Annotated in this window: 15 protein-coding genes; 7 read left to right on the top strand and 8 right to left on the bottom strand. The window is 69.5% G+C overall.

What is annotated here, in order from left to right:
* Nucleotides 1-54 precede the first annotated feature (54 nt).
* The 4 genes from OPU70_RS06865 to OPU70_RS06850 form a co-directional block, all read right to left on the bottom strand.
* Nucleotides 55-1,251: a hypothetical protein gene (locus OPU70_RS06865; RefSeq protein ID WP_498557399.1), complete on the bottom strand. Its 1,197-nt coding sequence runs from the start codon at nt 1,249-1,251 to the stop codon at nt 55-57.
* A gap of 98 nt (nt 1,252-1,349) precedes the next feature.
* Entirely contained in the window at nt 1,350-2,522 is a 1,173-nt protein-coding gene (locus OPU70_RS06860; RefSeq protein ID WP_498557398.1) for a benzoate/H(+) symporter BenE family transporter, read from the bottom strand.
* A 25-nt stretch (nt 2,523-2,547) separates the two neighbouring features.
* A complete protein-coding gene (locus tag OPU70_RS06855; protein WP_498557397.1) occupies nt 2,548-3,300 on the bottom strand; it encodes a response regulator in 753 nt (250 codons plus the stop codon).
* Nucleotides 3,297-4,646: a sensor histidine kinase gene (locus tag OPU70_RS06850; protein ID WP_498557396.1), complete on the bottom strand. Its 1,350-nt coding sequence runs from the start codon at nt 4,644-4,646 to the stop codon at nt 3,297-3,299. Before OPU70_RS06850 ends, OPU70_RS06855 begins: the two co-directional genes overlap by 4 nt.
* 110 nt (nt 4,647-4,756) lie before the next feature.
* Between OPU70_RS06850 and OPU70_RS06845 the strand changes: the two genes are divergently transcribed.
* The 4 genes from OPU70_RS06845 to OPU70_RS06830 all read left to right on the top strand — a co-directional run bounded on the left by OPU70_RS06845 (nt 4,757) and on the right by OPU70_RS06830 (nt 7,013).
* The gene (locus OPU70_RS06845) at nt 4,757-5,161 is read left to right on the top strand and encodes a VOC family protein (protein ID WP_042541255.1); all 405 of its coding nucleotides are present in this window, start codon (nt 4,757-4,759) and stop codon (nt 5,159-5,161) included.
* Nucleotides 5,158-5,436 carry a winged helix-turn-helix transcriptional regulator gene (locus tag OPU70_RS06840; protein ID WP_042541257.1) on the top strand — a complete coding sequence of 93 codons (279 nt, stop codon included), beginning with the start codon at nt 5,158-5,160 and terminating at the stop codon, nt 5,434-5,436. The genes OPU70_RS06845 and OPU70_RS06840 overlap by 4 nt, the downstream gene beginning before the upstream one ends.
* Nucleotides 5,437-5,505: 69 nt before the next feature.
* Entirely contained in the window at nt 5,506-6,132 is a 627-nt protein-coding gene (locus tag OPU70_RS06835; RefSeq protein WP_498557395.1) for a dihydrofolate reductase family protein, read from the top strand.
* 38 nt (nt 6,133-6,170) lie between these two features.
* On the top strand, nt 6,171-7,013 hold the full coding sequence (locus OPU70_RS06830; protein WP_498557394.1) for an LPXTG cell wall anchor domain-containing protein: 843 nt from the start codon (nt 6,171-6,173) through the stop codon (nt 7,011-7,013).
* A 64-nt stretch (nt 7,014-7,077) separates the two neighbouring features.
* Here OPU70_RS06830 and OPU70_RS06825 read toward each other — a convergent pair whose 3' ends face one another.
* On the bottom strand, nt 7,078-7,893 hold the full coding sequence (locus OPU70_RS06825; RefSeq protein ID WP_498557393.1) for a Cof-type HAD-IIB family hydrolase: 816 nt from the start codon (nt 7,891-7,893) through the stop codon (nt 7,078-7,080).
* Nucleotides 7,894-7,931: 38 nt separating this feature from the next.
* Nucleotides 7,932-8,780 carry an exodeoxyribonuclease III gene (locus OPU70_RS06820; protein ID WP_042541263.1) on the bottom strand — a complete coding sequence of 283 codons (849 nt, stop codon included), beginning with the start codon at nt 8,778-8,780 and terminating at the stop codon, nt 7,932-7,934.
* A 37-nt stretch (nt 8,781-8,817) separates the two neighbouring features.
* Here OPU70_RS06820 and pyrE point away from each other — a divergent pair, with 37 nt between their 5' ends.
* The 3 genes from pyrE to OPU70_RS06805 all read left to right on the top strand — a co-directional run bounded on the left by pyrE (nt 8,818) and on the right by OPU70_RS06805 (nt 11,722).
* Nucleotides 8,818-9,378 carry an orotate phosphoribosyltransferase gene (pyrE, locus tag OPU70_RS06815; RefSeq protein ID WP_498557392.1) on the top strand — a complete coding sequence of 187 codons (561 nt, stop codon included), beginning with the start codon at nt 8,818-8,820 and terminating at the stop codon, nt 9,376-9,378.
* Nucleotides 9,375-10,277, top strand: coding sequence for an ROK family protein (locus OPU70_RS06810; RefSeq protein ID WP_498557391.1), 903 nt, complete (start codon nt 9,375-9,377; stop codon nt 10,275-10,277). The genes pyrE and OPU70_RS06810 overlap by 4 nt, the downstream gene beginning before the upstream one ends.
* Nucleotides 10,278-10,564: 287 nt before the next feature.
* Entirely contained in the window at nt 10,565-11,722 is a 1,158-nt protein-coding gene (locus tag OPU70_RS06805) for an anhydro-N-acetylmuramic acid kinase (protein ID WP_498557390.1), read from the top strand.
* Between the two features lie 27 nt (nt 11,723-11,749).
* On the opposite strand, the gene OPU70_RS06800 is transcribed toward OPU70_RS06805, so the two are convergent.
* Nucleotides 11,750-11,917 carry a hypothetical protein gene (locus OPU70_RS06800; RefSeq protein WP_194285971.1) on the bottom strand — a complete coding sequence of 56 codons (168 nt, stop codon included), beginning with the start codon at nt 11,915-11,917 and terminating at the stop codon, nt 11,750-11,752.
* On the bottom strand, nt 11,914-12,483 hold the full coding sequence (locus OPU70_RS06795) for a YdeI/OmpD-associated family protein (RefSeq protein ID WP_498557389.1): 570 nt from the start codon (nt 12,481-12,483) through the stop codon (nt 11,914-11,916). Before OPU70_RS06795 ends, OPU70_RS06800 begins: the two co-directional genes overlap by 4 nt.

Below are 12,483 nucleotides of genomic sequence, written 5' to 3'. Positions count from 1 at the left end.
AGTCGTCAGCCGTGCGGGGGAGAGCGGTGAAGCGCGCGCGGGAGAGCAAAGTGCTCAGTGCAGGAACAGCACCGAGAAGATCCCGAGCGCGAACGGCGCCGCGGTCACGACGAACGTGATCCCCAGGATGATCCCGACGATCAGCCAGGGACTGCGTCGCCTGAGGCGCTGACCGGGCGGGGCGACGCCGATGGGCGGAGGGGTCAGCACCCCCGCCGGAGCGGCGAACGGCAAGGCGGGTGCTCCGGCAGGCGCCGGAGCCGGGGCGCCGTAGGTCGGGAGGGACGGATGCTGCGCCGCGAGCCGCAGCCTGTCGTCGCGCCAGCGCGCCCACTGATCGAGCTTGGTGAGCAGCGCCCCGACCGCGCCGAAGAGCCACGCCCAGGTCGCGGGGTCGAGTGTCGACAGGTTGCGGCGCGCATAGAGGAAGAGCCAGTCGTCGACGATCTCGACGTCGAGCTGCGCCGCGTGGTCGATGAACCGCGCCATGACGTCGGGGGTGAACAGATACAGGGCGTCGACCTCGTATCCGGTCGGGCAGTACAACGAGAAGTACCGGTCGAAGTCGCCCTCGAGCGAGAGTCGCTGGTCGCTGCGGAACGCAGCCGCGAGCGTGCTGCCGAGAGTGTTGTTGCCGAGCGCGTCGAGCACGATGTTCGGCAGCGGCACGTCGAGCTTCACCGCGACGTATCCCCAGCGGTGGGTCGTCGACTGCTTGCCGTTGCTGGTCGTGTACTGGTAGTTGCCGAACTCGACGAAGCGCGGTTCGACCCCTCGCAGCACGTCGGTCGACATGCGGCTCGACCCCGACGAGAAGATCATGCCGGGCAGCGGCGGGTCGTCGATCCGCTCGATGTAGCTCATCGCGTTCGCCCCGGCGAAGCGCGCGAGGCGGAATCGGGTGAGATTGCGCAGACGGATGCCGCGACGCACCAGCATCACGATCCCGATGACGAGGCCCGCGAGCATCATCAGTCCGAGGAGAGCGGCGACCGCGACCCCCGTCTCACGACCGATCGCATAGCCCAGGCCCAGGATCATGATCGCGAGGACCGGCACCACGCACAGCAGGGCGAACCCCGCGACCACCCACGCGACGATCCGACCGCCCGGCGTGGGGTTCGCCGCGCGCTGCGCTCGGGCGAAGGCGTCGACCTCGGCGGGGTTCACCGGGTCGAGCAGTGCACGTGCGTCGAAGTATCCGACTGGCGCACCGGCCGACGGCACAGGAGCAGGCGTGGGAACTGTCACGCGTCCACGGTAGCCGAGGGCGTTCCGTGAGATGCCGGCGCCGTGCGGTGCCAGTGCTGGCCGGTGTCAGTGCTGGCCGGTGCCAGTGCTGGCCGGGGTCAGCGGCGCCCGGCATGCAGCGCCGTGCGCACGACGAGGCCCGCGACGAGAGCCCAGAAGGCGGCGCTGACTCCCAGCACCGCGATGCCGGAGGCCGCGACAAGGAAGGTCACGACCGCGGGGATGCGCTCGCCCGGGTCGTCGATCGCCTGCTGCACGGACGACCCGAAGGCGGCGAACAGCGCGAGACCTGCCACCGCAGGGATCACCGCCTCGGGGGCCAGGAGCACGAGCGTGGCGAAGGCCGCCGAGAACCCGCCGAGCAGCAGGTACGAGACTCCGGTCGAGACCCCGGCGACCCAACGGCGCTTCGGATCGGGGTCGGCGTCGGGCGAGGCGGCGAGGGCGGCGCTGATCGCCGCGAGATTGATGGCATGGCCGCCGGCGGTCGCGCCGACCGCCGTTCCGACACCCGTCACGAGCATCGCAGGACGCCAGGGGACCTCGTAGCCGAAGCTGCGCATGATGGCGATGCCGGGGACGTTCTGCGAGGCCATCGTGACGATGAACAGCGGCAGAGCCAGACCGACGAGAGCGCCGACCGTGAAGGTGGGGGCGGTGAGTTCGAGCCGGGGCACGAGGAGTCCGGCGTCGACTGCTGAGCGCTCCTGGATCAGCGAGACGGCCACCACGACCGCTGCGGCGACGAAGGCGAGGGGCACGGCCCACCGCGGCGCGATACGTGCGAAGACCAGCCACGTCAGCACGACCGGAACCACGCCCCACGGGTTCGCCACGAGGCCGGTGATCGGCGCGAGACACAGTGGCAGCAGCACTCCGGCGAGCATCGCCTGCGCGATGGACGGCGGGATGCGGGCGATCAGCGCACCGAGCGCCGGCCAGAGCGCCGTGAGCAGGATGAGCCCGGACGCGACGAGGAACGCGCCGACGGCGGCAGGCCATCCGCCGTCGACCACTCCGGTCGCGGCGAGGAGTGCGGCGCCGGGGGTGGACCAGGCGACGGTGATCGGCATCCGATACCGCCAGGCGAGCACGATGCAGGCGAGTCCCATCGTGAGGCTGACGGCGAGCAGTCCGCTGGCCGCCTGCGCAGGTGTGGCGCCGACAGCGCCGAGACCCGTGAGCACGACGGCGAACGAACTCGTGAATCCGACCAGTGCGGTGACCACCCCGGCCAGGATCGGTCGAGACAGAGGTGCGGCGGTGGTCATGGATCCGAGGGTATCGGGGTCAGCGTTACGTGAGTCCCATCCGGTGCGCGAGCACCACGGCCTGCACGCGATCGCGCGCACCGAGCTTCTGCAGGATCCGCGAGACGTGGGTCTTCACGGTGGCCTCTCCGATGAACAGGGCGCCGGCGATCTCGGCGTTGCTGCGGGCGTCGGCCAGCAGCACCAGCACCTCGGCCTCGCGGTCGGTGAGCGGGTCGAGGAGCACGGTCGGAGCGACCGGTGACGGCGCGGCGGTCGGCGTCGATTCCCCGGCGGATGCCGAAGCGGATGCCGAAGCGGATGCCGGGCCGGATGCCCGAGAGGATGCCGGAGAAGATGCTGTCGTGAATCGAGCCAGCACTCGACGCGTGACCTCGGGCGCCAGCATCCCGTCGCCCGCTGCGAGAGCCCGGACCGCCGCGATGAGATCCTCCGCACCGGCGTTCTTGAGCAGGAAGCCGCTCGCTCCGGCATCCAGCGCCTGGTAGAGGTAGTCGTCGCGGTCGAACGTCGTCACGATCGCGATGGCCGCTCCGACGCCCGCATCGGCGACGATCCGCCTGGTGGCCTCGATGCCGTCCATGTCGGGCATCTGCACGTCCATCGTGATCACGTCGGGGCGCAGGGCAGACGCCTGGGCGACCGCCTCGGCGCCGGTTGCCGCCTCGCCGACCACCGTGATGTCGGGTTGCGTGTCGAGGATGGTCCGGAATCCTGCTCGCAGCATCGCATGATCGTCGACGAGCAGGACTCGGATCGGCGCATCGGTCTGGCTCATGAGGTGGTGTTCGTCTCGATCAACGTCTCGGTGGGCGCCGTGGGGGCGGTGGGCGCCGTGGGGGCGGTGGGCGCGGTGGGGGCGGTGGGGGCGGTCGGGCTGCCGTCGCCGGTCAGGGGAACGCGAGCCCGCACGCGCAGCCCTCCCGCCGCACGCGGGGCGACGTCGAGCGTGCCCCCGGATGCTGCGGCGCGCTCGCGCATGCCGAGCTGGCCGAGCCCGGGGCGCAGCACCGCCACTGCGCGGCCGGTGTTGACGATCTCGACCTCGACGCCGTCGTCGTCGTAACGCACGCGCACATCGGCGGTGGCGCCGACGCCGGCGTGACGGCGGGCGTTCGTGAGCGACTCCTGGGCGATGCGATACAGATTCACGGCGACGATCGAGGGCACGGGCACCGGCTCGCCGATCACGACGTAGTGCGTGGGCAGGCCCGCTTCCGTCGACGCCTCGACCAGCGAGCGGATGTCGTCGAGCGTCACCGTCGATGCGACATCCGTCGTCTCGCCGCCAGGGGTGCGGAGGGTCTCGAGCAGCTGCCGCAGCTCGTGGATCGCATCACGCGCCGATGCCTCGATCCCCGTGAGGATGCTCTTGGACTTCTCCGGATCCTGATCGATCACGAGCCGGGCGGCTCCCGCCTGCACGCCCATCACCGACACATGGTGGGCGACGACGTCGTGCAGCTCTCGGGCGATGCGCACGCGGTCGAGCGCGACGGCCTGGGCAGCGGTGACCTCGCGCTCCTTCTCGAGCTCGGCCGTGCGCTGCTCCAGCACCGCTCGCTCCTGTGCGGCGTGCCACGAGCGCTCCCCGAAGTAGTAGGCGCCTCCGAAGTACAGCACGTTCAGCAGCAGCTGGATGAGCATGAAGGCGAGATAGGGCGAGAGGAGGCCCGCCGCGACCTCGGCCTTGTCGGCCTCTTCGATCGCCTGTCGGTACATCGTGATGATCAGCCAGACGAACATGCCGACGATGATCGAGACGCGCACGATCATCGCGGCTCTGCGGTTGTTCATCCACGCGCCCACCGTGTACAGCGACACGAACATCGCGATGTTGCCGACGTAGATCTCGGGCACCTGGAACGTGATCGCGAGGAAGTACGCGAGCGAGATGGCGACGGCGACCGGGGCGGGCCAGCGCCGGCGCACGGCGAGCGGCGCGGTGACGGCGACCGCGTAGACCAGCGCGGTCCACGGCTCTGCCCTGGTGTCGCCGTAGATCTCGGCCACCGTCGAGAGCGCGGCACTCAGAACCGCACCGACGAACATGACCGCAGCGAGCACGAGATCGCCGCGCTGCTCGCGGACGCTGGGGATGCGGGTGAACGGCGCTGCAGGCATCCCCCCACCGTAGAGCCGGGGCGGATGCGGTGGCATCCCCCGCACGGGGGATCGTGTGCTCGCCGCGGAGACCTCTTGACGTGTTACTTGTATTTTGCAAGTGTGGGCGCATGAGCATCTTCATCACCTGCCCCGTCGAGAGCGTCGACCGGGCCACCGCCTTCTACACCGCTCTCGGCTGGACCCTCAACGCCGAGATGTCCGATCACAACGTGTCGTGCTTCGCGATCGCGCCCGAGCAGTACGTCATGCTCGGCAGCCGCGAGATGTATGCGAGCGTCGGCGGCACCGAGGACGTGATCGGTGGACCCGATACGCCGTCGAAGGTCACGGTCTCGTTCGATCTCGGCAGCCGCGAGGCCGTCGATGAGCTCGTCGAGCGTGCCGCTGCCGCCGGTGGCAGGATCGGCGACACCGACGACTACTCGTTCATGTATCAGCGCCAGTTCGACGACCCCGACGGGTATCACTACTCGCCGTTCTGGATGAAGTCGGATTCCGATCAGAACGCGTGAGCGACCTCGCTGCCGCCCTCGACATCGTCGGCGCCCGGTGGGCGCTGCTCATCGTCGAGCAGCTGCTCGCTGGGCCGCAGAGATACGGCGACCTGCAGCGTGAGCTCGGGGTGCCGACCAACATCCTCGCGACCCGTCTGCGCGAGCTCGAAGCGGCCGGGGTCTTGAGTCGACTTCCGCTGCGGCACAACACGCGTGCCTACGCGCTCACTGATCGTGGTCTCGCGCTTCGCGAGGCCATCGAGCAGCTCGGGCGCTGGGGCGCGGAAGGGTAGACGGCGCGACGGCAGCGCACGAGCGCATACTGGGAACATCGCCGCACTCTTGTGCAAAGGAGCACTCTGATGACCGGACGCATCCTGATCGACCTCTTCATGACCCTCGACGGCGTCGCCCAGGGCCCGGGCGGCACCGACGAGGATCCGTCCGGAGGGTTCGAATTCAGCGGCTGGCAGGCGGGGTATCCGTCGTCGGGCATGGGAGAGACCGTCTCGCAGGGGATGCAGCGGCTCGACGCCCTGCTGCTCGGCCGCCGCACCTACGACATCTTCGCGTCGTACTGGCCGCATCACACGGAAGGCCCGTCGGGGGAGATCGGCAGGCTCTTCGACCGGGTGCCGAAGTATGTCGCGTCGCGGAACCCTGATGTCGCGCTCTCGTGGCAGAACAGTCACCGCGTCGGGGACGATCTCGCCGCCGAGATCGCCGAACTGAGAGCACAGCACGACGAGGTGCACGTGATCGGCAGCATCGACTTCGTGCACTCGCTGCTCGCCGGAGGGCTGTTCGACGAGCTCACCCTGTGGGTGTATCCGATCCTGCTCGGCACGGGCAAGAAGGTGTTCGACGACGGTGCCATGCCGTCGGTGCTGCGCCTGCTCGAGCCGCCGGTCGTCGACGACAGCGGCGTGATGCTGCTGCGCTACGGACGAACGGATCGGGTGCCGGAGGTCGGGACGTTCGAGGACTGAATCGAAATATCGCCGCCACCGAGGAGGCTGCGACTCCAGTGGTCGTCGAATCTGGCGACGACATCACAGGCACCGATGCTCAGCTCGACTCAGCAGCGACAATCACCGGCACCGTCACGATGGTGAGCTCGGAGGGCCGCGAGATGCTCGTCGAAGCCTGGGATGGCGATGAGCGTGTCGGATATGTGATCGCCGACTGGCAGACGGGGTCATACACGCTCAACGTCCCGGCGGGAACGTACATCCTCAAGGCATCCGTGATCTTCTACAACGACAGCCTGACGACGGCGAAGCCGCAGTTCTACGACGGCGTCGAGACGGCGGATCTCGCGACTCCCGTGACGGCGGCAGCGTCCACGACAGTGGGCGGCATCGACTTCACGCTCGTGCCCATCACGAAGCCGGACCCGGAGCCCGAGCCGGAACCGGAGCCGGAACCGGAGCCGGAGCCGGAGCCAGAGCCCGGGCCGGCACTCGCGCTCGCAACGGGGTCGATCCGGGCCGGCAGCGACATCGACATCTCGGGCACGGGGTTCGCGCCTGGCGCGAAGATCGCATTCGAGTTGCGCTCGGCTCCTCAAGCGCTGGGAACTCTGACCGCCGATGCGAGCGGCGCGTTGACGGGTACCTTCCGTGTCCCTGCGAGCACGTCGCCCGGAACGCACACGCTCGTGGCGTTGAACGCGCAGTCGGAGGTCGTGGCGAGTGCCCGGCTCCTGGTGACTGCGGCACCCGGCGCCACGGTCACGGGGGCGGTGACAGGGGCCGGCGCACCATTGGCCAGCACTGGCGCCGATGCACCGGCGTTCGCGGTGATGATGGCATCCGGCCTGCTGCTCGCCGGCATGCTGCTTGTCCGTCGTCGACGCGCTCAGAACTGACCCGAATGCTGACGAGGGCCCGGCAGCTTCCGCGGAAGCGGCCGGGCTCTCGTGTCATGTCCGGTCAGCAGACCCCGAGCACCCGCTCGATCACCCTCGCCACTCCGTCGTCGTCGTTCGACGCGGTGGTCTCGTCGGCGGCATCCTGCACGACGTCCGCCGCGCCGGCCATCGCGACGCCGTGGCCCGCCCAGCGCAGCATCTCGACGTCGTTGAGGGCATCGCCGAAGGCGATGACGTCGCGGCGTTCGATCTCCAGGTGCTCGCAGAGGCGAGCCAGCCCCGTGGCCTTGGTGACGCCGTCGGCCATGACCTCGAGGAACGGGGCGCCTGACAGCGTCGCCTCGAAGCCGGTGAGTTCGAGCGCGCACAGTGCGTCGAACAGCGCTGTCGGGGCGAGCTCCGGATGCCGGATCACCAACTTGAGGCTCGGTGCGGCGAGCACGTGGTCGAGGGCGACGCCGCCCATCGTGCGCGGATCGCGCTTGTGGTCGGCGAGGTCGGCGATCTCGGCGTAGCCGTGCTGGGCCACGAACGTCTCGCCTCGCTCCCGCACGCTCGCGAACAGCAGCCCGGGGATGCTGGCGCGCAGCGCCTCGGCCAGGGTGCGGATGGTCTCTGCCGGAAGCTCTTCGGCGAACAGCATCCGCCCGTCGACGAGGTGGGTCGCGTAGGCGCCGTTGCTGCACAGCGCCCATCCGTCGAATCCTGCATCACTCGCGAGAGTGCGCAAGCCGATCGGCTGACGGGCCGTCACCGGAACGACGTGGATGCCGCGTGCCCGCGCCGCGTCGAGCGCCGCGCGCGTGCGCACGCTCACCTCGGATGCCGACGTCAGCAGAGTGCCGTCGAGGTCCGTGGCGATCAGGCGCAGGGTCATCCGTTTCGTCTCGCTTCGCTCGCTCAACGACGGGGAAGTCAGGAGAAGATCATCGGCAGGTCGTCGTCGTCTTCGTCGGCACCGCCGAGGTCGAACTCGACGACCACGGGAACGTGATCGCTGGGCTGCTCGCCCTTGCGCTCTTCCCGGTGGATGGATGCGCCGGTGACGGCCTCTGCAAGCGTCTTCGAGCCGAGGATGAAGTCGATGCGGATGCCCTCGTTGCGAGGGAACTTCAGGCGCTGGTAGTCCCAGTACGTGTAGCCCTCAGGAAGCAGCGGGCGCACGACGTCGGTGACTCCCGCGTCGCCGAACGCGAAGAAGGCCTGGCGCTCCTGCGGCGAGACGTGCGTCGAGACACCCTCGACGATGTCGGGGTCGCCGTTGTCGGCGTCGAACGGGATGATGTTGAAGTCGCCCACCAGGGCGAGGGGCAGATCGGGGTTCGCCGCGAGCTCGGCAGCGGTCGACTTCTTCAGCTCTTCGAGCCAGTGCAGCTTGTAGGCGTAGTGCGGGTCGTCGAGCGAGCGGCCGTTCGGCACGTACAGGCTCCACACGCGCACGCCGTCGACGAGCACACCGAGGGCGCGAGCCTCGAGCGGAGCATCCGGCCCCTCATGCCCCTTGGCGAAGCCCGGCATGCCGTCGAACGCCGTGCGCACATCGGTGATCGGCAGCCTGCTCGCGATCGCGACGCCGTTCCACTGATTCAGTCCGTGCACCTCGACGTGGTAGCCGGCCTCCTCGAACGGAGCGTAGGGGAACTGCTCGGGTTTGCACTTGATCTCCTGCATCGCCAGCACGTCGATGTCTTCCCTGACGGCGAACTCGACGGTGCGGGTGACGCGGGTGCGGATGGAGTTGACGTTCCAGGTGGCCAAGCGCATGCGTCAAGCCTAGGGCCCACCTCCTACACTGGATGCCGTGACCGCACTCGACGCTGACCGCCAGACCCTCCTCGACCTGATCAAGGACGAGGCCGTGTTCCACGGAGACTTCACGCTCTCGAGCGGCAAGAAGGCGACGTACTACGTCGACATGCGCAAGCTCACCCTCGACCACCGCGCCGCTCCCGCGATCGGCCGCATCATGCTCGACCTGATCGGCGACCTCGACGTCGTGGCGGTCGGTGGCCTGACCCTCGGCGCCGACCCGATCGCCAACTCGGTGCTGCACGCCTCGGTCGCCGCCGACAAGCCGCTCGACGCCTTCGTGGTGCGCAAGGAGCCGAAGGATCACGGCCGCGGCCGCCAGATCGAGGGCGCAGACGTAAAGGGCAAGCGCGTCGTGGTGCTCGAGGACACCTCGACCACCGGCCAGTCCGCGCTCAAGGCCGTCGAGGCGCTGCGCAAGGAGGGCGCCGAGATCGCCGCCGTCGCCGTGATCGTCGACCGCAAGACCGGCGCTCAGGCCGCGATCGAAGCCGAGGGTCTCGAATGGCGCGCGGCCTTCGACCTCGACGACCTCGGACTCGACCCCCAGTGACCCGCTACGCACTCGCCGTCGACGTCGGCGGCACCAAGATGGAGGCCGCGCTCGTGAGCGAGCACGGCGTGCTGGTCGACGGCAGCCGCTCGCGTCAGGCGACCGGACGCGAGGCGACGCTCGAATCGCTGGACCTGGCCGTCATCGCGATCGTCACGCATGCTCTGGCTGCTCTCCCCGCTGACGCGGAACTCGTCGGTGCGGGAGCGGGCAGTGCGGGCCCGATCGACCGCGGCGCCGGCGCGATCATGCCGGTGAACATGCCGCTTGCGCGGGGATTCGGGCTCGCGGAATCGGTGCGCTCTGCGGCATCCGCTGCGCTCGGCCGCGAGGTGCCGACCATTCTCGGCCACGACGGCGGGGCGCTCGCGCTCGCCGAGTCGTGGCTCGGTGCCACGCAGGATGCCGGCGCCTCACTGTCGATCGTCGTCTCGACCGGAGTCGGCGGAGGGTTCGTCGTCAACGGCGCATACATTCCCGGCGCCACCGGCAATGCCGGACACCTGGGCCAGGTGCGCCGCGAGGGCGGACTCACGCTCGAGGAGATCGCCTCCGGCCCGGCGAGTGCCGCCTGGGCGCAGCAGCAGGGCTGGACGGGATCGACCGGCGAGGACCTGGCGCGGGATGCTGCGGCGGGCGACACCATCGCCCGCGCTGCCATCGAACGTTCGGCGAAGGCCGTCGGCGAAGCCCTGGCGGATGCCGCGACCCTCGTCGACCTCGACACCGTCGCGATCGGCGGCGGTTTCTCTCGGGTCTCCGCCGACTACATCGACCTCGTGCAGCAGGCCCTCACCGCGAGCGCGGCGCACGACTACTCGCGTCGCACCCGAGTCGTGCGCTCGGGACTCGGTGACGAGGGTCCGCTCATCGGCGCCGCGGCGCTCGTCCTGCGCTGACGCCTCAGCGCCGCACTTCGCCAATCTGTCGAGGGCAGCCCCGATATCCGCCTCGAGTGCATCAAGGCTCCTGCCGAGCTTTCGGAAACCGATAAGCAACCCCGTTCCGAGTATCGCGACGATGGCGATGTCGGAGACGATGAGGGCAAGGATGAAGTCCGGGTCGGGCATGGTTCGATGGTGCCCTCCCGCCAAGCATTCTGCAGTATTACGGGTTCGACATGGATTCCGTTCGCCTCCCTAACAAATCGGCCTTACGCTCATAGCAGGCGACGGAAGGAACACGCATGCGCATACTCGGACTGCTCTCGGGCACCTCGCACGACGGCATCGACGTCACGGTCGTGGATTTCGAGGAGAGCGATGGCGCGCTGCACGGCACGGTGCTGCACGAGGACAGCATCCCGTACGCGCCAGACCTCCGTGCTCGACTCGTCGCCGCGCTGCCCCCGTCGCCCACGACCCTCGCCGAGGTCTGCGAACTCGACACTCTGATCGGGCAGGCCTTCGCCGACGTCGCCGCCACAGCATCCGACGCGGTCGGGGGAGTGGATGCCGTGTGCACGCACGGGCAGACCGTCTTCCACTGGGTCGCCGACGGCCACGCGCTCGGCACGCTGCAGATCGGCCAACCGGCATGGATCGCCGAGCGGGTCGGCGCGCCGGTCGTGTCGGATGTGCGCATCCGCGACATCACCGCCGGTGGACACGGCGCTCCGCTGGTGTCGTTCCTCGACGAGCTGCTGCTGCGTGGCCGAGCGGGCGTCTCGGCGGCCGTCAATCTCGGCGGCATCGCGAACATGACCGTCGTGGGCCACAACGGGCTCTCGGCGTATGACATCGGTCCGGCGAATGCGCTGGTCGATGCCGTCGTCGTGGCGGAGGGGTTGAACGAGCGCGGGTACGACGCGGATGCGGCCATCGCGCGCACTGGAACGGTCGACGATGCGCTGCTGACCGCGCTCCTCGCCGACCCGTACTACGCGCTCCCCGCCCCGAAGAGCACGGGCAAGGAGCACTTCCACCTCGACTATGTGCGCGGCCACGTCGACCGGGCGCAGCACGACATCGCAGCGGAAGACCTCGTGCGCACCCTCACCGAGCTCACCGTCCGCACGGTGGCTCAGGACGTGCGTGCCGCCGGCATCCGGTTCCTGGCCGTCTCGGGCGGCGGATGCCACAACCCGCTGATCATGCAGGGGCTGCGCGATGCGCTCCCCGACGTCGATGTCGTGCTCGCCGACGAGCTCGGTGCCCCGGTCGACAGCAAGGAGGCGATCCTCTTCGCCCTGATCGGGTGGTGCACCCTGCACGGTGTCCCCGCGGTGACGCCCGGCGGCACGGGAGCGCGCGAGCCGCGCATCCTCGGCACGATCACGCCGGGTGCGGGGCCGCTGCGGATGCCGGAACCGGTCGAGGGCGTGCGCAGTCTGACGATGCGCTGATCCACGTCGGGTGCGAAGCGCCGCCGGTCAGCGCTTGCGGTCGTCGTCGTCCCAGGGGCCTTCCCACCAGCCGGCGCGGCCGTCGCCGTCGCCTCCGCCGCGGCGACGGGAGCGGACGAACTGCACGATGAACACGGTGAGCGAGCTGAGCAGGATCACGAAGATCACCAGGAACAGCAGGTCGGACTGGTTCATGGGCGCTTCCCTTCGGCGGCATCCGCCACGATCTTCGCGATCCGGGCGGATCGCGTCTCTGCACGCTTGGCCATCGCGATGTGCGTCAGGCCGAACTTCTTGACCGACTTCGGAAAGGCGTCCCAGTTGGCTCGTGCAGCGGGCACGGCATCCAGCGCCTCGGTCAGCTCCGGCGGCTCGATGCCCGCCTCGGGGCCGTCGAGCAGCGTCCACGACCCGTCGGCCTTGGCGGCCTCGAGCACGCGGATGCCGGCGGGCGCGAGCAGCCCGGCGGCCTCGAGGTCGATCAGCCGCGCCTTGTTGGTCGCCGCCCACCCGCTGCCGCGTCGGCGGGGCGAGAACCACTGACCCACGGTCTCGTCGTCGAACGTGCGCACGGGGCCGTCGATCCATCCGAAGCACAGAGCCTGACGCACGGCGTCGTCGTATCCCACCCTGCCCTCGTTCTGACCGCGCACGCTCAACAGCCAGACGCCCGAGGTGCGCTCGTGATGCTCTTCGAGCCAGGCGCGCCAGGCGGCCGCGTCCGCTGCGACGACCCGCTCTCCTTCGTCGAGCGCGCCCAC

This window comes from Microbacterium sp. SWDP-B6 (assembly GCF_059803615.1).
This window is presented reverse-complemented; position numbering and strand designations above follow the sequence as displayed.